Source organism: uncultured Nisaea sp. (genome assembly GCF_963974195.1).
Lineage (GTDB): Bacteria > Pseudomonadota > Alphaproteobacteria > Thalassobaculales > Thalassobaculaceae > Nisaea.
Map to the genome: position 1 here is coordinate 16676 of NZ_CAXBDC010000041.1, position 19861 is coordinate 36536.

At 57.6% G+C, this 19861-nt stretch carries 20 protein-coding genes and 1 riboswitch; of the genes, 8 read left to right on the top strand and 12 right to left on the bottom strand.

Annotation, left to right across the window (positions count from 1 at the left end; all coding sequences use genetic code 11):
- Positions 1 to 236: 236 nt before the first annotated feature.
- Positions 237 to 1949 (top strand): methyl-accepting chemotaxis protein, encoded by a 1713-nt coding sequence (locus tag AAC126_RS10845; RefSeq protein ID WP_339853219.1) that lies wholly within the window; start codon positions 237 to 239, stop codon positions 1947 to 1949.
- A gap of 244 nt (positions 1950 to 2193) precedes the next feature.
- Entirely contained in the window at positions 2194 to 3207 is a 1014-nt protein-coding gene (locus tag AAC126_RS10850; RefSeq protein ID WP_339853221.1) for a methyltransferase, read from the top strand.
- Between the two features lie 19 nt (positions 3208 to 3226).
- On the opposite strand, the gene AAC126_RS10855 is transcribed toward AAC126_RS10850, so the two are convergent.
- Positions 3227 to 5020, bottom strand: a complete 1794-nt coding sequence (locus AAC126_RS10855) for an FAD-binding oxidoreductase (protein WP_339853223.1) — start codon at positions 5018 to 5020, stop codon at positions 3227 to 3229.
- 212 nt (positions 5021 to 5232) lie between these two features.
- Between AAC126_RS10855 and AAC126_RS10860 the strand changes: the two genes are divergently transcribed.
- Both AAC126_RS10860 and thiM read left to right on the top strand, forming a co-directional pair.
- Positions 5233 to 5802, top strand: coding sequence for a hypothetical protein (locus tag AAC126_RS10860; protein WP_339853225.1), 570 nt, complete (start codon positions 5233 to 5235; stop codon positions 5800 to 5802).
- Between the two features lie 56 nt (positions 5803 to 5858).
- Positions 5859 to 5981: riboswitch (TPP riboswitch) on the top strand.
- A 98-nt stretch (positions 5982 to 6079) separates the two neighbouring features.
- The gene (gene thiM / locus AAC126_RS10865; RefSeq protein ID WP_339853227.1) at positions 6080 to 6892 is read left to right on the top strand and encodes a hydroxyethylthiazole kinase; all 813 of its coding nucleotides are present in this window, start codon (positions 6080 to 6082) and stop codon (positions 6890 to 6892) included.
- A 47-nt stretch (positions 6893 to 6939) separates the two neighbouring features.
- Here thiM and AAC126_RS10870 read toward each other — a convergent pair whose 3' ends face one another.
- Together AAC126_RS10870 and AAC126_RS10875 are read right to left on the bottom strand one after the other, a co-directional pair.
- Positions 6940 to 7326, bottom strand: a complete 387-nt coding sequence (locus AAC126_RS10870; RefSeq protein ID WP_339853228.1) for a RidA family protein — start codon at positions 7324 to 7326, stop codon at positions 6940 to 6942.
- Between the two features lie 80 nt (positions 7327 to 7406).
- Positions 7407 to 7763, bottom strand: a complete 357-nt coding sequence (locus AAC126_RS10875; RefSeq protein WP_339853230.1) for a cupin domain-containing protein — start codon at positions 7761 to 7763, stop codon at positions 7407 to 7409.
- Positions 7764 to 8142: 379 nt separating this feature from the next.
- On the opposite strand from AAC126_RS10875, the gene AAC126_RS10880 reads away from it, so the two are divergent.
- Together AAC126_RS10880 and AAC126_RS10885 are read left to right on the top strand one after the other, a co-directional pair.
- Entirely contained in the window at positions 8143 to 8979 is an 837-nt protein-coding gene (locus AAC126_RS10880; protein WP_339853231.1) for a hypothetical protein, read from the top strand.
- Positions 8980 to 9610: 631 nt separating this feature from the next.
- Positions 9611 to 10621 (top strand): reverse transcriptase family protein, encoded by a 1011-nt coding sequence (locus AAC126_RS10885; RefSeq protein ID WP_339853254.1) that lies wholly within the window; start codon positions 9611 to 9613, stop codon positions 10619 to 10621.
- 47 nt (positions 10622 to 10668) lie between these two features.
- On the opposite strand, the gene AAC126_RS10890 is transcribed toward AAC126_RS10885, so the two are convergent.
- The 7 genes from AAC126_RS10890 to AAC126_RS10920 form a co-directional block, all read right to left on the bottom strand.
- A complete protein-coding gene (locus tag AAC126_RS10890) occupies positions 10669 to 11130 on the bottom strand; it encodes a DUF3237 domain-containing protein (RefSeq protein WP_339853233.1) in 462 nt (153 codons plus the stop codon).
- Between the two features lie 127 nt (positions 11131 to 11257).
- Positions 11258 to 11638: a plastocyanin/azurin family copper-binding protein gene (locus AAC126_RS10895; protein ID WP_339853235.1), complete on the bottom strand. Its 381-nt coding sequence runs from the start codon at positions 11636 to 11638 to the stop codon at positions 11258 to 11260.
- Positions 11639 to 11640: 2 nt separating this feature from the next.
- Positions 11641 to 12459, bottom strand: coding sequence for a DUF4394 domain-containing protein (locus tag AAC126_RS10900; RefSeq protein WP_339853237.1), 819 nt, complete (start codon positions 12457 to 12459; stop codon positions 11641 to 11643).
- Between the two features lie 126 nt (positions 12460 to 12585).
- Positions 12586 to 12990 (bottom strand): response regulator, encoded by a 405-nt coding sequence (locus tag AAC126_RS10905; protein ID WP_339853239.1) that lies wholly within the window; start codon positions 12988 to 12990, stop codon positions 12586 to 12588.
- Positions 12991 to 12995: 5 nt separating this feature from the next.
- Positions 12996 to 15296, bottom strand: coding sequence for an ATP-binding protein (locus AAC126_RS10910; RefSeq protein ID WP_339853241.1), 2301 nt, complete (start codon positions 15294 to 15296; stop codon positions 12996 to 12998).
- Between the two features lie 10 nt (positions 15297 to 15306).
- Positions 15307 to 15651, bottom strand: coding sequence for a plastocyanin/azurin family copper-binding protein (locus tag AAC126_RS10915; protein WP_339853242.1), 345 nt, complete (start codon positions 15649 to 15651; stop codon positions 15307 to 15309).
- Positions 15652 to 15738: 87 nt separating this feature from the next.
- On the bottom strand, positions 15739 to 16119 hold the full coding sequence (locus tag AAC126_RS10920; RefSeq protein WP_339853244.1) for a hypothetical protein: 381 nt from the start codon (positions 16117 to 16119) through the stop codon (positions 15739 to 15741).
- A gap of 102 nt (positions 16120 to 16221) precedes the next feature.
- On the opposite strand from AAC126_RS10920, the gene AAC126_RS10925 reads away from it, so the two are divergent.
- The gene (locus tag AAC126_RS10925; protein ID WP_339853246.1) at positions 16222 to 16935 is read left to right on the top strand and encodes a lysophospholipid acyltransferase family protein; all 714 of its coding nucleotides are present in this window, start codon (positions 16222 to 16224) and stop codon (positions 16933 to 16935) included.
- Here the strand turns inward: AAC126_RS10925 and AAC126_RS10930 are convergent.
- Positions 16928 to 17434: a flagellar basal body-associated FliL family protein gene (locus AAC126_RS10930; protein WP_339853248.1), complete on the bottom strand. Its 507-nt coding sequence runs from the start codon at positions 17432 to 17434 to the stop codon at positions 16928 to 16930. The genes AAC126_RS10925 and AAC126_RS10930 overlap by 8 nt on opposite strands.
- A 139-nt stretch (positions 17435 to 17573) precedes the next feature.
- Between AAC126_RS10930 and AAC126_RS10935 the strand changes: the two genes are divergently transcribed.
- Positions 17574 to 17834 (top strand): hypothetical protein, encoded by a 261-nt coding sequence (locus tag AAC126_RS10935; RefSeq protein WP_339853250.1) that lies wholly within the window; start codon positions 17574 to 17576, stop codon positions 17832 to 17834.
- On the opposite strand, the gene AAC126_RS10940 is transcribed toward AAC126_RS10935, so the two are convergent.
- Positions 17831 to 19612, bottom strand: coding sequence for a gamma-glutamyltransferase family protein (locus AAC126_RS10940; RefSeq protein ID WP_339853252.1), 1782 nt, complete (start codon positions 19610 to 19612; stop codon positions 17831 to 17833). The genes AAC126_RS10935 and AAC126_RS10940 overlap by 4 nt on opposite strands.
- Positions 19613 to 19861 lie beyond the last annotated feature (249 nt).

Here is a 19861-nt window from a genome sequence, read left to right on the forward strand (position 1 = left end):
TGATCCTCACCCGGTATTCCTTAAATCCTTGTGTGTAACGCGGCTATTGCCGGTTAATAACAACCACCCGGCACCTATTTTTCATAGTCTTTCATAAAATATTTGAGCGTTGAGATTCTTGCTGTTTTTTGTGCTTTTAAGTCACGGTAAGTTTTGATTAAGGAAAATTACCTATTTTGCTCTTAGGGCGACGAGCGAGATCGCTATGAGATGTGCTTGCAGAATGGGTATGGTCGATGAATATTTCCAGCATGAGCGTGCGGAATAAAGTCACCTTTGTGACTGTGGTTCTTGTCGCCGTTGCAATGTTCGCAACAGCTTACTCCGCGATTTTCCTGATAACGAATTACGTTGAGAAGCAGGCCGCTGAGGCTCAGGACCGGAACCTGAGGACGGCAGCCCTGATGCTTGGTGATAATTACGAGAATCTGACCGTGGAGAAGAAGGACGGCAGCCTCTCGGTATCATGGCAGGGGATAATCCCGGCTTTTGAAGAGCATGCTGCAATTGACGAGGTCGGTTTTGCCACGGGCGAGACGGCGACGATCTTCGCATGGGATGAGGAAAGCCAGGATTTCTGGCGCCGGACCACGAACATCAAGAAAAATGACGGCAGCCGGGCCATCGGCACGCCGCTTGGCAAGACAGGCAAGGTCTACCCCATCATTACCAAGGGAGAGACATTCCGCGGGTTGGCGACAATCCTCGGCAAGGAATATTTCACTCTCTATGAACCAATCTTCTCTGCTGACGACAAGAGCAAGGTTGTTGGCATCCTTTATGTTGGTGTCGGCCGTGCCGCTCTTGAGGAAATCAAGCAGGAGCTGACCTTCAGTCTGCTCAGCGTCATGGGAATCCTGGCGATCGTGGCTATTGCGGTTGCCGCTCTGATCGTCGGCCGTCTGCTGAAGCCGTTCCCTGTCCTGCGTAATGTCATTCACCGGCTGTCCGCGAACGAGCTTGATATCGTCGTGCCGTATCTTGATCGCAAGGACGATGTCGGCGACCTGGCCAAGGCGGTGGAGATGTTCAAGACGGCGTCAATGGAAAGCCAGACGCTCTCGGAGCAGCGTATCGAAGATGAAACGCGGGCCGATGCCGACAAGAGGCAGATGATGGTCAGGACCGCCGACGATTTCGAAACCACGGTGGGGAGCATGGTTGACCATGTTTCCAGCTCACTGCACCAGTTCAACGCATCTGCCCGCGATATGTCGACGACGGCCGAGGAAACCAAGGCGAAAGCCGGATTGGTCGTGACCGCGTCCGAGGATGCGGCGCGGAATATCCAGACCGTGGCCGCTGCGACCGAACAGCTCAGTGCCTCCATCACTGAAATCGGACAGCAGGTCTCGCAGGCCTCCAGCATCGCCTCCGGGGCCGTGCGCGAAGCCGCCGATACGAACAGCAAGGTGCAGGGGCTGGCGGATGCCGCGCAGAAAATCGGTGAAGTGGTCGGCCTGATCACGGACATCGCCGAGCAGACGAACCTGCTTGCCCTGAACGCGACCATCGAGGCCGCGCGGGCCGGTGAAGCGGGCAAGGGCTTCGCGGTCGTTGCCTCCGAGGTGAAGAATCTGGCGAGCCAGACGGCCAAGGCGACGGAGGAAATCTCGGCCCAGATCCAGGGTATCCAGGCATCCACGGATGAATCCGTGACGGCGATCGGTGCGATCACGCAAACCATCGAGCAGGTGGACCAGATCGCTGCCGCCATCTCGGCCGCCGTCGAGGAGCAGACCGCCGCCACCCAGGAAATCGCCCGGAATGTGGAAGAGGCCTCTGCCGGTACGAACCAGGTGAACAGCAATATTTCCGAGGTTTCCGCCGCGACCCAGGTGACGGGAGATGTCGCCCAGACGATCCAGCGGGAATCTCTCAGCCTGTCGGAAGACGCGGAGAAGCTGAAATCCGAGATCCAGCGCTTCCTCGCCGGTATCCGCTCCTGATCTGAAATCCGCTGGCGGCCGCCATGGTCGCCAGCGGATAAGATCATCCTCTCTGCAGGCCGATCCGCACTGAACCGTCTCCGCTCCCCGCGCGAGGCGGTTTTTGTTTGCGCTGCGGCATAAAACGGCCGTTTGCGGAGCTGCTAAGTGCAACCCCTGTCAGTAAAACCCCGCCGATTTTGCAGCTTCTGTCGAATTCGGATAAGTTATGTCGTAGAAACGATAAAATAACAGGGATATGACGATGACGCTGCTGACCAATGCCGAAGAGATTTCCGATATTGCATTCGGGTTCATGGGTTCGAAGGCGTTATTCGCTGCACTGCATCATGGTGTTTTCACCTGTCTCGCCGACGGGCCGCTCTCCGTCGAGGAGCTCGGAGAGGCGACCGGCCTGCATCCGGACCGGGTCCAGACCCTGCTGACCGCGCTGGCCTCGCTCGGCGTGGTCTCGACCGAAGACGGCCGCTTTGCCAATTCACCCGCCGCCGAGAGCTTTCTGGTGAAGGGGGCGAAATACGATTTTGGCGACTATCTGCGGCTGCAGGTGGACCGGCAGATGTATGGCCTGCTGGACCAGATCGAGGATGCCATCGCGAACAAGCTGCCGGACGATGCCACCAGCTCCTACGCCGACTGGTTCTCCGACCCGGAGCAGGCCAAGCTTTATTCCCGCAGCCAGCATGCCGGCTCCCTTGGCCCGGCGCGCGGTCTGGCAAAGCTGATTGATCTCAATGGCGGCAAGAAGCTGCTGGATGTCGGCGGCGGCACTGGCGCCTTTGCCATCACGCTTGCCAAGGCTTTCCCGGATCTGACCGCGACCATCGTCGATTTCCCGAACGTCGCCTCGCTCGGCAAGGGGTATGTCGAGAAAGCCGGACTCAGCGACCGGATCGAATATGTCATCGGCGACGCCCTGCGCACCGAATGGCCGCGCGAACAGGACGCGATCCTGATGTCCTACCTGTTTTCCGGCGTGGCCGGCGACGAGCATGACAGCCTGCTGAAGCGCGCCTATGACCACCTCGTCCCGGGCGGCCGGTTGATGATCCATGATTTCGTTGTTACCGCTGACCGGAAAGGCCCGAAACTCGCCGCCCTCTGGCAGCTCCAGCACACAGCCTTCACGCCGGAAGCGCGCTCGCTGGATGACGAATGGCTGGCGGAGCAACTGACGAAGTCCGGGTTCACCGACGTGAAGGTTGGGCCGATGATCCCGGGCATGACGATGCTGGCGGAGGCCGTGCGCCCGGGGTGAGCAAACCTGACGGGGACCGTCAGGGGCGTTTCGTGAAGCCGTCCTCGCTCCAGTACTCGCTGCCGACCTGGTGATGGCCCACGAACAGTCCTTCGGGGTCGTAATGCTTCTTGATTGCCAGCAGGCGGTCGTAATTGTCGCCCCAGGCCCGCGTGCGCCAGTTCTCTTCGTGGAAATTCATCTCGGCGGAGTATGAGCCGGTATCCGGCTCAATGGCGCGGAAGCGCTCGTATGCGGCCTTGATCCGGGCGGCCTTGTCGCGAAGGGTCTTTTCATCCAGTTCATGCCCTTCGACATCATCGATAACGTTCTGCTGTGCGCCGGCTACCAGCAGCAGGGCAAAGGCATCCAGCAGGGACGGGTGGACCGGGCTGTTGCGCGCCTCGGCGAGTATTTCCTCATTGGCGCCGGCCAGGCCCTTCTGGAAATGGAAGGCGAAGCGGACCAGCTTGGCTGCGTCGATGATCGTGTCTGCGAAATCCGACGCCTTGTCATTGCCAAGCAAGCCCTGAGAGAGCCAGGCCGATTCATATCCGGCCCAGAACACATTGGTCTCGCCATTGTCCCCGTTCCAGAAGAACCGCTTGCCGGGTTTGCTCGACGCCTCGTCCAGCACGATGGTCTCCGGCATTTCCCTGGACCGGAATTCCAGGTCCCACCATTTTTGCGCGGGCGTGTCGTAAAGCGTCAGATTCTCGGTGAAGGAGCATTCCTCTCCATCGACAAGATCGAGAACAGGCGCCCAGATCCGGCGCACTTCCTCCAGCGGAAGGTCGAGGAACGTCATCTTGATGAACATGTGATTGTCGGGGCCGAAATGAACCTGCTCGCCCCAGTGCGGATTGACCAGATTGTCGCGCGCGACAGGGATGAAGGCATCCACCAGTTTGCGGAAAGCTTTCTCGTCTCTGGCCTTGATGCCGCATCCGATGAAGCCGAAACGCTCCGGCAATGCGCGGGTCGCCAGTGTCAGGCGCGTCACGATCCCCCAGCCGGCGCCGCCCGCCTTCAGGGCCCAGAAAAGGTCGCTGTTCTGGTGCGCATTGGCGATCAGGATGTCGCCGTTGGCGACGACGATCTCGGCTTCCAGAAGATTGGCGCCGGTCATCCCGCCGAACTTGGAGAAGTGACCGAAGCCGCCACTCTGGGCATGGCCGCCGACGCCGACGGAGGTGCAGCCGCCGCCCTGCACATATCGCCCGCGTTTGACGACAACCTCGTCATAGAGGGTGATGAATTTCTCCCCCGCGCCGACCGACACGGCATGCTGACCGGCTCCGTTGCCGCCTTGCGGGACGAAATCGTCATGCACAGTGATGCCGGTAAGGTCCCTGGTCCAGACCAGCAGGCTGTCCGGCGCGCAGGACTGGCCGTAATAGGAATGCCCGCCGCCCTTGATGACGAGCCGGAGGCTGTGCGTCCGGGAAAATTTCACGAGCTCGGAAACATCCCCGGCATTCACAGGAATGCCGACCTTCGCGCTCTGCGCACTCTTCCAGCCATCAAGCCAGCCGAGGGACTGGGTGGAGCCTGAAAAGTCCTGCAGGTAGAATGGATTGACGAGTTTCTTGAGAACGGCTTTCGTAACCTTCCCGCCGTTCTGCTGCATCAGGGTGTCGAGAGCGGACCGCGATCCTTCGAGCGCCCCGTCGAGCCGTGCCGCCAGTGCCTGCCATTGCTTCGGAGAGGGCCAGCCAGCATCGCCCGGCCGGACGCGCTGGGATGCCGGGGTGCTGGCAAGGCTCATGGATGCGGGTAGCAGTCCGGCGAGAGCGGTAGAGGCAAGAAGGCGCAGGAAGGTTCGGCGAAGCACGAGCATCTCCTCGATAAATCACAGGTTAATTGTGTCAATTATCAATGGTCTGCGTAACCCCCGAAGCGGGAAATGTCACATGATGGACATACGGGGGGAGCGGAGATGGCAGACAGGCTGCCATTAAGTTCTGACGGCCAAATTAATTTGAAGTCTTTTGACGATGTTATAAAAGACCATCTTTATTCTGGATGAATGGACGGGATGGCGTTGTGAAAGGGTTTTTGCTGAATGTGCTGCGAGAAGTGGGGAGCTCGGTGCGCTATGGTGATGCCAAATGCGTCGTGATTGCCGGCGTTAGTTTTACGCTTTTAATGTCCTATCTTCAGTTTTTATGGGGCGCTCCCGGGAGAACTTGGGGGATCATGGCCTCCCGTGATGTTTCCGGCTTAGACGCAAAAGATTTTCTGATTATAGCTTTGTTGTTTTCTTCTTTTGTTCTGTCAGCGCTGGCGCTGATGCCCTCTATTTCGAGGAAATCCTGCAGAATAAGCTTCGTGAACTGGATAAATAAAAAGCTGTATCAGAGTGAAGCGGTCTCGGAAAATTATGGGATAGTTTATTTTCGCGACATCTCTATGCATAAAACTCTGGAAGAATACGGGATTTCCCTGGAGAGAAAGTTCGATTCCGGAAAAAATTTGGACCAAGTGGAGTCTGATCTTGCCGCGCAAGTCTGGATTGTATCCCGGATCGCAACGATGAAATTTATTGTCGCCAATTTTTCTGTTTATTTTCTTTTCTCCGCAGTGGCCCTGTTTTTTCTTTTGTCTGTTTTTTGACCGGGCGCCTGCCCCTCGTCTGGATTGACAGGCGGCGGGACGCCATCCCATGATCGGAGCTTCACCCGGGGAGTCCCGACAAGGGGCTGAGAGTCCGCTGGTTTTCAAGGAAACAGCGCGGTGACCCGACGAACCTGATCCAGTTCACACTGGCGGAGGGAGGGTGTGCGCTTCATGGAGCCGGTGGCCGCAAAAGCTGCACGGGCCGGATGTGAACCCTTCTCTTCCAATCCGAACTGGATCTCCCGCGCCGACCGCGTAAGGAGGCTCCACGCCCATGAACACTCTTTCCCGAACCGCCCTGCCGTCCGAATTGCTGGTCCGTTTGCGGGCCGAGACGCCTCTGGTCCAGTGCATTACCAATTACGTGGCGATGAATGTCGCCGCCAATGTCGTGCTGGCGACGGGGGCATCGCCCGCGATGGTCCATGCCGCGGAGGAGGTTGGCGAATTCGCCGCTATTGCCGGTGCCGTGACGATCAATATCGGCACCCTGTCGCCCTATTGGCTTGAAGGCATGCGCCGGGCAGCGGTGGCTGTGCGGGAGGCCGGGAGGCCGTGGGTGCTCGATCCGGTGGCCCATTTCGCCACCGCTTTTCGCCGGGACGCGGCGGTGGAGCTGCTGGAGCTAAAGCCCGATATCGTGCGCGGGAATGCGTCCGAAATTCTGGCCCTTGCCGGGGCGGAAAGCCGAGGCAGGGGCGTGGACAGCCAGGACCCGGTCGACGCCGCGCGGGAGGCGGCGGAGAGTCTGGCGCGATCGCGTGGATGCGTCGTCGCGGTGACCGGGGAAGAGGATTTTGTCACGGATGGAGAACGGGTGGCGCGGATCTCCGGAGGCTCGCCACTGATGCCGAAAGTGACCGCGCTCGGCTGTTCGCTGACCTGTCTGACCGGAGCCTTCGCCGCGATCTCGCCGGAGGATGGTTTCGCCGCAACCGTGGCTGCGTTCGCCTGCTTTGCCGAAGCCGGGGAGACGGCCCACCGGCAGGCTGCCGGGCCGGGCAGCTTTGCCGCAGCGTTCCTCGACGCGCTACACGCGCTCTCGCCAGAGTCTCTCGATGCCGAAAGGCGCGTCAGGTGGGCGTGAGATCGGGGCCGGTGTTACTTCCCTGAAAGTGCTGCCCTCCGGCCGCCCTACGAACGGCGGGCGATGCAGCGCAATTCGACAATCGCGCCTTCGCGAACGAAGCCGGCGACCTCAATGGCGGTCCAGGCGGGATAGGGCTCGGTCACGTAGCGGCTGCGGATCGCCTTGAAGGCATCGAGGTGATCCCGCAGGCCGACATGATAGCTGGTCATTTCCAGCAGATGCCCGAAGCCGAGACCGGCCTTTTCAAGCACCTTCGCCACCTTCGCGAAGGCTGCCTCGATTTGCTCGTCCGGGTTTTCGGACAGGGAGCCATCTTCCGACGCGCCAGTGAACCCGGTCATGAAAATGATCCCGTCATGCTCCAGCCCGGGAGACATCTTCCAGTCCTGAACGTAGCCTTCCAGACCCTCGGGTATGATTGCTTCAGGCATTCTCTTCTCCTCGTTGACGGCGGGCCGTCTGTGCCGGCCGCCCCGTTTCATACCGCTTAAGTCCTGGCGGGGGGATGGTGTCACTCCTCCAGATCGGTCTGGATGAAGCGGTCGTTCAGGTGAATATCCGTGGTCTCCAGACGGCCGGGGCCGAGATTCTCGAACGTGTGAGGGATGTTCGCCGGGCCGAAGACGATCTCCCCGGCCTCGGCCTCGAAATTCCGCTCGCCGACCGTGAAGCGCGCCCGGCCCTGACGGATGATGAAGACCTCGTCATAGGGATGCACATGTAGCTTCGGCCCGCTGCCAACCGTGTCGCTGGTGAAGAACAACACCGTAACGTCCGTGCCAACCTCCCCACCCTCGAACCGGCCGACCCATTGGTCCTCGTCCCGGGCCCAGTCGCTGCGCTTGATGAGAGCGGGTTCGCGGTTCATGACGGGGGGCTCCCATATCGATGTTTTGGCTGGGTTCTGATATGGGGGGCATGGGGCACTGTGCTGAGATTTCGCTGCCGTTGAGGTTAGGCGGCGTGTGGCCTTAATCGCCTCGCCAAGAAGTTGAGTATCTCGACGTCTGCCTCTTGACGTGTATTGTGAATTATCTACCTAATCCACCGATAAAGTTATGGTGCCTTTCTGGAGTTTGTATCTCAAATATGCGTTACGATCGTTCGAATCGAGATCTAATTTTCTTTACTTCAAAAGAATGGTTCTCGATTTTTAACTAGGAATAGAGGAGGATAAAGTGATCTAAGGGAATTTATGGGTTTTGAATAAAAAAATAAACATAGAAAAATCATTGTCAGGCTGGTTCATGGATCGTTTCTTAAGAAAGAAAATGTTTGATTTATTTAAGCAGCAGCCATGGCTCGCTCATAGGGAAGAAAAACTAAATAAATTGATAGATATGTGTGACGATATTTCCGATATCGATATGATATTTGACTTGTTATCGAGATTTAAATACGTGGGGATAGAATCTCTTAGTATTCATTTAAGGGATATTGTCGATCACATTAATGAAGAATTTGGCGAAGAAGCTTTTTCCTTCCAGTTGTGCGCAGCTACAGCTGACGGAGATGCGGATAGCGGTCAGTCGATACTTTATGCATTTAAGAGTGAGCCGATATCAGAAATATTACTTGAAGACTTTATTTTAACAAATTCTCTGTCTAGGGCGATAAAGATCATGGATCAAAGAAAAAATATTATACTGCTTGATGAATTTGCTGGAACGGGTGAGACAATAGTTAGTCGTATTAAATCAATTAGAGGTCGTGAAAAAGAGTTAAAAAACAAAAATAACCATAATTTTTCTTGTAAAGTGAGTGTCTGTTTGGTCGCGGCGATGGATTCTGCCGTAGAATTGATAAAAAAATATGCAGATGATGTTTATTCTTCTATTGTTCTAAAAAAAGGAATTACAGATGAGGTTGATTTTAATAAAAGAGATGTTTCTATTTTTAGAATGCTATCTCTTGAAGAAAGTTTTGTAAAAGATAAAAAATTTTATAGATTAGGATATGGACAATCTGAGGCTCTTTATTTTAGAGAAAAAGGAAATATACCAAATAACGTTTTTCCTGTTTTTTGGTCAAAAAATAAAATTGATGATAAAAATTGGAAGCCTTTATTTTATAGGAAGGAATGACATGAAGTTTTCTCGTCTCCAATCTTATATATTGCGTTCGTTATACGGTCGACCAAGCGGAGTTAACGTTTATAATTTTATAATGATGAAGGCTGTGTCTCCAGGAGCGGTCTCGATTTCGATAAACGAGCTTCAAAGCAAGGAGTTGGTTGACCTTGTCGATGATCGTTTGATTCTGTCTGAGAAGGGCGGGGCGATAATTGATGAGAACCCAAGTTTACTCCTCGATCGAGCTGCGCGTTCTTGGCGAGAGGTGCCTAAGGAGTGGACCGTTCCTAAATTGGATCCATGGCGTCCGTATGTTCCAAGACAACGAGGCCTAAAAGTGGGCTGAATCTCGATGGATCTCAGGCTTTTTATCTGTTACTAGAAAGGGAGAATGGTGGGGTGCGTTAGGGTAAAGAGGCGAAGTCGCCTCTGCTGGTCAGGCTGATGTTAGCCTTGCGTCGGAGCAGTTCAGTCGAGTTCGACAGAACCGCTCCAACGCGGTCTCGATGAGACACACATGATCTGCGAATAAGGTCCAACCTGTTCGCGGCTCTCAGCTTGGACCTTATTCGCAGATCATGTGAAAGCGCCGCAAGTGCGACGTGCATGAGAGGTAACGCGCCCCATCTTCTATATTGTGGCTATGCGGCTTTCTGAGTGGAAGAAATATTATAGATCTATTGGCCTTCGGGAAGATATTCTCGAGAGAAATATTGCGTATATTACTCCATTGCTGGAGAGGGGGTTTCCGCCAGTCTTCGATTTTGAGCATATGGCTTTATTGTTTGGTCGGACTAAAGAAAATTTAGCCGGAATGGTGAATGCACCAAAATCATTCTATAGAACATTTGAGATTCCAAAAAGAAAAGGTGGGAAAAGAAAAATTCTAGCACCATATCCATCGCTCTGCGGGTGCCAGAGGTGGATATTGGATAACATACTTTATAAAGCAAAAATATCGCGGTCATGTCACGGGTTTGTGAAAAAAAAATCAATTATTTCAAATGCAAATAATCACCTAAATAAAAACTTCATAATTAAGTTAGATTTAAAGGATTTTTTTCCATCTATTGGTTTTTCGAGAGTTTTTGGCGTTTTTAGGTCGTTTGGCTACAATGATAATGTTTGTTTTTATTTTGCTAGGCTGTGTACTTGCGATGGAGGGTTAATTCAAGGATCTCCAGCAAGTCCGTTTTTGAGTAACATTATTGGTTATAACATGGACAGAAGATTGATTGGGTATTTAAGAAGAAGGGGGGCAAAGTACACGCGCTATGCTGATGATATAACGATATCGGCTGATTCGATAAAGTCGATAAAATTATATTCTATATATAAAATAATTGAGGAAGAGGGTTTTTTTGTAAATCATGAAAAGACAGTTATTAGTAAGGAAGGGCAGAGAAAAATAGTTACTGGAATAGATATTTCGAATGGAAAATTACGACCAACAAAGAAATTTCGTCGCGAACTATCCCAAGAAGTTCACTATATTTCTAAGTTTGGGTTAAATTCACATATGAATAAGAGAAAGATTAAAAATCCTTTCTATATAAGTACAATTCACGGTAAGTTAGCGTTTTGGGAAATGATCGAGCCGAGTTCAAATCAATTAAAAAGATTAAAATTACAAATTGGTTTGCCGACTAAATGATGAGGCATGTTTCAATCAGTTCAGATTTGAATAAAGCCTAAATGCCCTCACAACACCCGATACACATTGTAAACCGGCCCGCTCGGTGTCCGGTCACCTGATCCCACGCAGACGGCCTTGTTCAGCCAGAGATATTTCTCCGCCGATGTCTCAAAACTTGGTGTAATCCGGAAGTAATAATCGTCGCGGTTCACCGGCTGGCCGGCATTCATCCGGGCCATGACCTCTTCGGGGCCGTGACGCAGGCCTGCATAGGTCATGTAGATCAGCGCGCCGTCATCGGCTTCCAGCACCAGGCGAACGTCGAGCTGGGTCACGCCGTCATTGCGGACCAGGATCCAGTCCCCGCCGCCGCCGCGTACGGTGCCTTTCAGGTTCGGGCCTTCGAATGTGCCGCCGAGCACCCTGGCGATCTTGCGTTCGCCGAAGGGCGTGTGGCCGAGCAGTTGCAGCGGGGCCTCGACCTCGAGGGTGATGTCGAAGAGATGTTCTGTCTGGATATGGCTCATGGTCCGGTCCTCCCGTGATGCCCATGCGGGCTTATCGTTAACGGGGAGTATGACCGGGTTTCCGGCGCTTGAAAATCATCCCGGCAGGGTTTTTCAACCGGGGCGGTCTGTTTGTGTCAGGGCATCGTCAGTCGGTGACGGTGACCTCGGCCCGCATGCGCGGGTGTATCCGGCAATACAGGAGGAAGCGGCCGGGATTGTCGAAGGTTACCGGCACTTTCGCCCCGGTGGATTGCAGGCCGATATCGAACTCCCCTCCGTCACTGTCCGAATAGACGTTATGGCCGAACACATCGGAATTGAGGAAGGTCACGGTATCGCCGGCCTTGATGGTGATTTTCTTCGGCAGGAAAGCGATGCCGGATTGTTCGATCACCAGCGGCGTTGCCGCGTAGAGCCCCCCGACGGTCAGCCATCCGGCGGCTGCCGTGAGAGCGAGGAGGGTGACGAGACGCCGTCTCCCGTTGCCAGGAGAACGGCGCCCTCTTGTCCGGTTGAGCGGTATCATGATCAGCGGTTCATGACCGGGCTGGCGATATCGATCACGGCGGCCCCGGCGGGGGAGGCGATCTTGCCGACGCGGGTCATCATGCCTTTGGCCACGGGGAACGTGTAAAGCGCGCCACCGGCGACAGCAAAGCCGTGATACTCGTCCTTCGGGTCGGTGAAGATGTCGATGGCCTCGATTTTGACGCCTGCGGCAAGGCCGGTCGGGCCGACAGTTTTCAGCACGCCGTCATTCGGCGGGTCCTGCACGACATACATGCCGGTCTTGCTGTCCATGTCGAACAGTTGGGTGAATTTCGTGCCCTTGTAGGAATTGATATAGGCACCGGCCAGCACGCCGGGTTTGGTGCCCGCATGCTTGTCAGCCTTGTCGTAGGACAGGCGGCCGTCGATCACGGTGGCGCCGGTCTCGACATTGACGCGCAGGTTCTGGCCGTTCGAGGCCATGACCCGGAGCCGGTCGGCCTGGGGATTGAAATCCACGACCAGATTGTCGACCGCTTCCAGCCGCTCGGAGATTTTCGACATACGGGTGGCGGCGCCGGACGTGGTGTCGATGGTGTAGATCGTGCCGGATGCGGTGACGGCATAGAGAGCGAGATCGGCCGGGCGGATGTCGATGCCGAGGACCTTGGTGTCGACCCCGGTGATATCGAGCGCACGGGCCGCGCCGGGCTTGCTGTCGGTCATCATGAGAAGCTGATTGTTGGCGGTCAGCCCGATCAGGTCGAGAGCGGATGCGGGCGCAGCCCAGGCGATGCTGCTTGCCAGAGTTGCCGCGGCCACTATTCGTGAGGCGGCCAGAGGTTTTGAGAAGGTCATTGCTGCGTTCCAGTCTGTTCACAGAATACGGTCAGCGCACGGCCCCGGGGCGTCAGGGCTGGTCGCCAAGAAAGGCGCATATGTCCTTCTACGAGACGGTCGGCAGATTGGATTTATGGGATGTGCTCAGAGCCGGAAGATGGCTTCGATCTTCTGTTTCAGCTGATCCGGCGTGAAGGGCTTGGCGATATAGGCGTCGACGCCGTATTTGCGGGCAGCGATGACGAAATCCTTGTTCGCATTCCCGGTCAGCATGACGAAGCGCATGTTCGGGAAGGTCTTGCGAACGGCCTTCAGGAATTCGAGACCGTTGATCTCCGGCATGTTCCAGTCGGAGACGATGAGCTGCACGTCGCCGTCCAGTTCCTTCAGCAGTTTCAAAGCCTTCAGGCCGTCCGGCGCGTGGAAGATCCGGCGGAAGCCCATCAACTTCAGCGCACCCTGGGCAAGCTTCGTCGCCATTGGCTCATCCTCGGCGATGATCACCTGATATTCGGCGAAGTTCGGGCGAATGCTGTTGTTATCCGTCATGAAGCTCATCTGGCGGCCTGGCTATCGAAAAGGGTCCGGCTTTGTTCGAGTGCAGCAAGCAGATGTTCCGCCGACGCCGCGCATTCCTCTAAATGATCCGCTTCGGCGCGGGTTTCAACCGAAAGTGCAGCCCGGTAGACATCGCGCAGCCCGACGGAAGCCGCCGCACTCTTCAGCGTATGGGCGGCCTCGCTCAAACCGGTAATGTTCCGGGCTGTCAGATGCTCTTCGATGATGGCGGTATGGGCATCGATGGTGCCAAGGAAGTCGGAGACCATTTCATCGGCGAATTCCGCGCCGAGCTGATCCCGGTAGGTGGCGAGAATATCCGGCTCCAGCGCCGGTCCATCCTGCATCAGCCGTTCTGTCACGGGCGAGGCGGTGTCCTCGGGGAAATCGTCTTCCCAGCCGTCATCGTCGCTCCCGCCATCCGGATCCTCCAGCTTCAGCACGCGGGCCAGCGCGCCGAACAGCAGACCCGGATGGATCGGCTTGGCGACATAGGTGTCCATGCCGGCGGCAAGGCAGCGCTGGATTTCCTCCGCCGTTGCAGCCGCCGTGGCGGCAACGATCGGAATGCCGGACAGGGGCGGGTCGAGGGCGCGGATCCGGCGGGTCGCCTCCAGCCCGTCCATCACCGGCATGTTCATGTCCATCAGCACCGCGTCATATGTTCCGGGCGGCTCGGCTTCCAGCGCGGCAAGCGCGGCGGCTCCGTCCGGCACGATCTTCACAGTGTGGCCTTCGGCTTCCAGCAATCCGCGGGCGACCTGCTGGTTCACCAGATTGTCCTCGGCGACGAGCAGGGTCAGCGGGGGCAGCTTCTCGGCGCTTGCCGGCAGGTCGCGATTGTCCGGCATCGCGCCGTCGGCGAGCGGGATTTCGAACCAGAAGGTGCTGCCCGTGCCGGGGACGCTGTCGACGGCGATCCTGCCGCCCATCAGCTCCACGATCTGCTTGCAGATGGCGAGGCCCAGGCCGGTGCCGCCATATTGCCGGGCGGTGGAGCTGTCGGCCTGACTGAACTCCTGGAACAATCGGTCGACCTTGTCCGGCGGAATACCGATGCCGGTATCCGTGACCCTGAACCGGTAGGTGCCTTCCGTCCCCGCCGGGCTGACTGAGACAGTGACGCCGCCTTCTTCGGTGAATTTCAGGGCATTGCCGACCAGGTTCAGCAGCACCTGGCGCAACCGGGCGGAATCGCCTTTCAGATAACGCGGGCAGTCCGAGTCCACATCGGCCTGGAAGGTGAGGCCCTTTTCCTCCGCCCGGCCCTGCATCAGGGCGAGGGAGCCGTCAACCATGCGGCGGAGATCGAAATCCAGCAGTTCGAGATCGAGCTTGCCTGCCTCGAGCTTGGAAAAGTCGAGGATGCCGTTCAGCAGATGCATCAGCCCTTCGGCGCTTTCCAGCACGGTCTCGGCGAAGTGCTTTTCCTCGGTGCCCAGAGGGCGGCGCAGCAGCAGCCGTGTCATGCCGATGACGCCATTCATCGGGGTCCGGATCTCGTGGCTCATCATGGCCAGGAAATCGGACTTCGCCTTGGCGGCGGCCTCGGCGCTGTCTCTTGCCTCGCGCACCTCGTTCATGACGTCGCGGAACACCAGCAGGGAGCGCGCCATGCCGCCGATTTCGTCGCCCCGGGCCTGGTCGCGCGCATCGACCGCGACGGAACGGTCTCCGGAGGCGAGCGAGATGGTGCCTTTTGCCAGCCGGTTCAGCGGCCGGATGATGTTGCGGGCCAGCAGGCCGGCGACGATCAGGGAGACCACCAGAACGCCGGCGAGGATGTAGCTTGTCAGCCGTTTGGTGTCGTTGACGCTCTGCTCGGCGGCAAGCCAGAAGCGGTATCCGTCTTCGGCGGCAACCTGCACCAGGATGTCGAGAGTGACCTTGAGCCGGTCCGCGATGGCGTCCCGCTCAGGCTTCATGGCCGGGTCGTTTCTTGCCGCATGGGCGGCGTCCCACCATGCCTCGAAATCCGTGTGCAGGGTTTCCGCGAGTTCCAGCGTCCGTTCGGACATCCGGCGATCCGTGGCGACTTCAAGGTCGATGAAGAAATCCTCGCGCAATCTGGCAAGGCGCTCTTCCGTCGCGGCCCCGGTCAGCCGTTCCTCCAGCTCCATGACCAGAAAATTGGTCTGGGCCGAGCGGGCGAAATTGATCGATTGCAGCGGCCGGTCATACAGTGCCTTGGCGATGTCGCCGAGGGACCATGTGGCAAAAAAGCTGGTCCCCGCCAGAGCGCCAGCGGCCAGCACGGCCACCAGAAACGCGCCGATCAGTTTGAGGCGGAGGGACATCGCTCGCGGGTTATTCGGTGACGGTGATTTTCAGGCGCATCCGGGGATGGATACGGCAGTGAACGTCAACGATACCAAGCTTCTCCAGCACGACGTCCCGCGTCTCCCCCGGCGCCTGCAGGCCGATATCGAAACCGTTACCCTCAGTCTCCGAATAGACGTTGTGGCCGTAGAAATCATCGTTCACGAAGCGCACCATGTCGCCCTTTTTAACGGTGATGTCACCGGGGGTGAACTTGCGGCCTTCCTGACTGACGATGGCGGCCGGGTCCGCCGCGATAGCGAGTGTGATGCCCAATCCCGCGAGCAGGGCAACTCCCGAGAGTGTGACGCCGAGCAGTTTGGAAACAGACATGGGACCAGCCATTTCGATTTCTGAAAAGATGATTATAGCGGATGTAGGGATAATTAATCAGCTTATAGGGGCGCAATTACCAGACAATCAACTCTGTCGGTAGCTCACAAATAGGCGATTCAGCTCCAGACGGTGGAATGTTTCCGCCTGTGGGCCGTCGTCGGGACCGAAGTAAAGGCCAATCCCGGCGCAATGCTGGAAGAAGCCGGGGCCGGGCAGGCCATTCCGGGCTTTCGAGATCGCGGCAGCCGATCGCAAGGGGCGGCCGGCATCGTGATCGGACGTGATCAGATCCTCAAGCGCTTCGGTTACTCTGTGAATCCGGTGCGGCCCGGGCATGCCCGCCGTTTCGGCAAGTTCCGCATAGGTGATCGTGCGCTCGGCCCGGGCGCGTTCTTCCAGTGCGGCGATCATGCGGGCAAACCATGGCGCATCATCGTGGCGACCGGGGCTTCGTGCATCGCTCATCGGGCTTCAGGCTCCGGTGGACAGGGGGCGGGCGGTCAGTTTTGCCCTGACAGGCCCGGGATTCTTCAGTAAAGGGTGTCCCATAAATCAAGGGAATCCAAAATGAAAGCCTTCCGGGCAACGCTGTTCAACGTTCTCTTCTACACGCTCACGCCGGTTATCGGCCTGCTGCTGCTGCCGGCTTGTCTCGGTCCGCGAAGCTGGGTTTGCGCCGTTCGGGATGCCTGGTCGCGCAGTGTTATCGCGCTGCTCGGCCTTGTTGTGGGATTGCGCTGGCGCTTGACCGGAAGGGAGCGGATGCCGGACGGCCCGGTGCTGATAGCCTGCAAGCACCAGTCTGCGTGGGAGACGATCGCGCTGCAGCTGTTTTGCCGGGACCCGGCCATCGTGCTGAAACAGGAATTGCTGAAACTGCCTGTGATCGGCTGGTATTTCCGCCGCGTCGGCATGGTGCCGATCGACCGGTCAGCGGGTGCCGGTGCGCTGAAGCTGATGGTCAAAGCGGCGGAAGAGCGGGTTGCAGAAGGACGGCCAGTCGTGATTTTCCCGCAGGGTACCCGTGTCGCCCCGGGCACGGAGCAGGCGTATCACCCGGGTGTCTTTGCCCTCTACCGCGCACTGAACCTTCCGGTGGTGCCCATTGCTCTCAATTCCGGTCAGTTCTGGGCCCGCGAAAGCTTCATGAAATATCCGGGCGTGGTCGACGTTCACGTGCTGGAGCCGATCCCGCCGGGGCTCGACCGGAAGACGTTCATGGCCCGGCTTGAAGAGGTGATTGAAACCGAGACCGGCAAACTGGAAAAGGCGGCTATTTGATCGTCATCTTCAGGATCTGCACGTTCAGCAGATCCTCCTTGGCGATGATCTGGCGCAGCCGGACCCAGAGTCCGTCCCGGATTTTATTGATACCGTCGAAACCTCTCAGCTCCTGTTCGGTCAGGCTGCTGGCGAAGATGATCACCTTGTCCCTGATACGCGGCTCAAGTGCGCTGACCCGGATCTGTGCCGCCTGGTCCTTAAGTTCCAGGGCGACGCTGAGCAGCATGAAGATCGGATAATGCCGTTCGGTCTGCAGATTGATAACGAACTCTTCAAGCTGAAAGTTAATGGCGCCGGGCGGGGAGGCCTCGAATGTCGGCGGTGCCTCGTTCAGAAAGGGCTCTTCTTTCGGCTCGCTGTTCGCGTTGGCCATGCCGCTTTTTTTCTGTGTTCCGAGCGGATCGAACCCCGGAATCAGCCCGAACATCACAGCCCCCATTCCGGCGCCGACTATGAGCATCAGCGGCAGGGTGACGAAGATGATGAGTTTCTTCACGGGGCGCGCTCCATTCTGACCGGGACCGTTATTGCCTATGCACTAGCAGTTATCCTATTTGAATGAACAGTATTTCCGCTGCAATCCTCTGGAGCTTCGATCCTATGATACTGTTGCGGGCCGGAGGAGTGGGGGGATAATGCAGGACAAGGAAGCGCGCGAGTGGCTGGATTTTTTCATGAAACAGCCCCACGAGCGCCTGACGCAGGAGTCGGCTGGCGATATCCCGGAGGTCTCGTCATTCGTCATCGATCTCGTTGATGACCGGTTCGTCGTTACCTTCCGGTTCGAAGACGGACGGGAACGCGCGATCTCGCTCTCTGACGATCTCGCGCTTTATCTCCGGGAATATCTTACGACAGGCCTGATGGAGCAGGCCGCGCGGAACCGGCCGCTTTAGCGGCCGACGGCATATCCCTGCATGCCGCGCGGGTTGGCGGCTGCCCTTAACATGTCCCCATCCTTGGCCGCCGCCGTCAGACGGCCTTCGGACCAGGGATCGCCGACCTCCAGATCGTGCCCCCGGCGGCGCAGCTCGGCATAGGTTTCGGCCGGGAACATGTCTTCCAGCACCAGACGTTTGTTGATCCGGCCGCGCGGCCAGAACGAGCTCGGGAAATGCTCGTTATGGAAAGCCGGGCAGTCGATCGCTTCCTGCAGGTTCATGCCATGGTCCGCGTGGTGCAGGAACAGCAGCAGGGACCATTGGTCCTGCTGGTCTCCGCCCGGCGTGCCGAACGGCATATAGGCCTCGCCGTCACGCAGCGCGAAGGAGGGCGACAGTGTGGTGCGCGGGCGCTTGCCCGGTGCCAGCGTGGAGGGCGAGCCTTCCTCAAGCCAGAACATCTGCGCCCGGTTGCCGAGGCAGAAGCCGAGTTCCGGGATGATCGGCGAGCTTTGCAGCCAGCCGCCGCTGGGCGTGGCCGAGACCATGTTGCCGTGCTTGTCGATAATGTCGATATGAACCGTGTCGCCCCGGGCTTCGCCCATCTTGCCAACGGTCGGCTCACCAACGCCCATGCCGGCGCCGGAAATGTCCTGTGCATGCGGCAGCAGGCTATGGGAGATGTTGTTGCTGTAGCCTTCGATGGTGCCGGCAATGAAGGCGTCGGAAGCATCCTTGCCGACAAGAGCCCGGCGGCTTTCCGCGTAAGCATCGCTCAGCAGCGTTTCCATCGGCACGTCGACAAAGTCCGGATCGCCGTAATAGGCCTCGCGGTCGGCGTAGGAGAGCTTGGATGTCTCCGTCACGGCATGGACGAAATCAGGGCCGGTCGGATCCATGTCGGCAATGCCCATGGATTTCAGCAACGAGAGTTGCTGCAGCATCACGGGGCCCTGGCTCCAGGCGCCGCATTTCGCGACGGTATAGCGGCCATAGTCGTAGGTCAGCGCGTCTTCATATGTCGCGGACCAGCTTGCAAGGTCGTCACCGGTGAGCAGAGCCTTATGGCGCCGTCCGGTCGCGTCCATGTAGGCATCCTGGCAGAACCGGTCGATGGTTTCCGCGATCCAGCCACGATACCAGATATCCCGTGCCCGGTCGATCTGGGCTTCACGGTTACCGCCGCCCGTTTCCGCTTCGCGCACGATCCGCTCGTAGGTATCGGCCAGTTTCGGATTGGAGAACATGGCGCCCGGAGTCGGCGCCTTGCCGTCCTTCAGGTAGATCGCGGCGGAGGTCGTCCATTCGGTTTCGAAAAGCCCGCGCACCGTCTCGACCGTATCGGTGATCTTTGGCACCACCGGATAGCCGTTCCGGGCATAGCCGATGGCATATTCCAGAACATCACCAAGGCCCATGGTGCCATGGTCGCGCAGCATCAGCATCCAGGTATCGAAGGCGCCGGGCGTGACGGCGGCAAGCAGGCCGCTGCCGGGGATCAGGTCGAGCCCGAGATCGCGGATCGCCGGGATCGTTGCGGCTTTCGGCGCCGGGCCCTGACCGCAGATGACCTGTGTGCGGTTCTGTTTGGCGCTGTGCATGATCAGCGGCAGATCGCCGCCCGGGCCGTTCAGGTGCGGCTCGACGATCTGCAGCACGAAGCCGGCTGCGACAGCCGCATCGAATGCATTGCCCCCGCGCTCCAGGATCGCCATGCCGGCCGAGGAGGCCAGCCAGTGCGTAGAGGCAACGACACCGAAGGTGCCACGAATTTCGGGTCTGGTGGTAAACATGGCGGGTCCGCGGAGGTGGGTTGGAAGGGCGGCAACTATAATCGCAGGATGCCCGCGGGTGCAATTGCGCGAGACTCTATCTTGCATTGTAGTTTGCAGGAAAAAATGCTATATGATTTGTGATCTCAGAAGAGATGGCCCGTTTTGTGCATGTTAATTTTCGTTAATATATCTGCACAAAGCAAGCAGAAGCAGAGGGTTCGATGACTAACGCAGCCGCCGCATTGAGCATTTTGGGTGGGTCCTTCA

What these genes read in the sequence shown, in the direction of transcription:
- AAC126_RS10915 (WP_339853242.1), bottom strand. Translation starts at nt 15,651, where the DNA reads ATGTCTGTTTCCAAACTGCTCGGCGTCACACTCTCGGGAGTTGCCCTG.
- AAC126_RS10900 (WP_339853237.1), bottom strand. Translation starts at nt 12,459, where the DNA reads ATGACCTTCTCAAAACCTCTGGCCGCCTCACGAATAGTGGCCGCGGCA.
- AAC126_RS10850 (WP_339853221.1), top strand. Translation starts at nt 2,194, where the DNA reads ATGACGCTGCTGACCAATGCCGAAGAGATTTCCGATATTGCATTCGGG.
- AAC126_RS10940 (WP_339853252.1), bottom strand. Translation starts at nt 19,612, where the DNA reads ATGTTTACCACCAGACCCGAAATTCGTGGCACCTTCGGTGTCGTTGCC.
- AAC126_RS10920 (WP_339853244.1), bottom strand. Translation starts at nt 16,119, where the DNA reads ATGAGCGATGCACGAAGCCCCGGTCGCCACGATGATGCGCCATGGTTT.
- AAC126_RS10890 (WP_339853233.1), bottom strand. Translation starts at nt 11,130, where the DNA reads ATGAGCCATATCCAGACAGAACATCTCTTCGACATCACCCTCGAGGTC.
- AAC126_RS10905 (WP_339853239.1), bottom strand. Translation starts at nt 12,990, where the DNA reads ATGACGGATAACAACAGCATTCGCCCGAACTTCGCCGAATATCAGGTG.
- AAC126_RS10885 (WP_339853254.1), top strand. Translation starts at nt 9,611, where the DNA reads ATGCGGCTTTCTGAGTGGAAGAAATATTATAGATCTATTGGCCTTCGG.
- AAC126_RS10875 (WP_339853230.1), bottom strand. Translation starts at nt 7,763, where the DNA reads ATGAACCGCGAACCCGCTCTCATCAAGCGCAGCGACTGGGCCCGGGAC.
- AAC126_RS10910 (WP_339853241.1), bottom strand. Translation starts at nt 15,296, where the DNA reads ATGTCCCTCCGCCTCAAACTGATCGGCGCGTTTCTGGTGGCCGTGCTG.
- AAC126_RS10880 (WP_339853231.1), top strand. Translation starts at nt 8,143, where the DNA reads ATGGATCGTTTCTTAAGAAAGAAAATGTTTGATTTATTTAAGCAGCAG.
- thiM (WP_339853227.1), top strand. Translation starts at nt 6,080, where the DNA reads ATGAACACTCTTTCCCGAACCGCCCTGCCGTCCGAATTGCTGGTCCGT.
- AAC126_RS10925 (WP_339853246.1), top strand. Translation starts at nt 16,222, where the DNA reads ATGAAAGCCTTCCGGGCAACGCTGTTCAACGTTCTCTTCTACACGCTC.
- AAC126_RS10870 (WP_339853228.1), bottom strand. Translation starts at nt 7,326, where the DNA reads ATGCCTGAAGCAATCATACCCGAGGGTCTGGAAGGCTACGTTCAGGAC.
- AAC126_RS10895 (WP_339853235.1), bottom strand. Translation starts at nt 11,638, where the DNA reads ATGATACCGCTCAACCGGACAAGAGGGCGCCGTTCTCCTGGCAACGGG.
- AAC126_RS10935 (WP_339853250.1), top strand. Translation starts at nt 17,574, where the DNA reads ATGCAGGACAAGGAAGCGCGCGAGTGGCTGGATTTTTTCATGAAACAG.
- AAC126_RS10845 (WP_339853219.1), top strand. Translation starts at nt 237, where the DNA reads ATGAATATTTCCAGCATGAGCGTGCGGAATAAAGTCACCTTTGTGACT.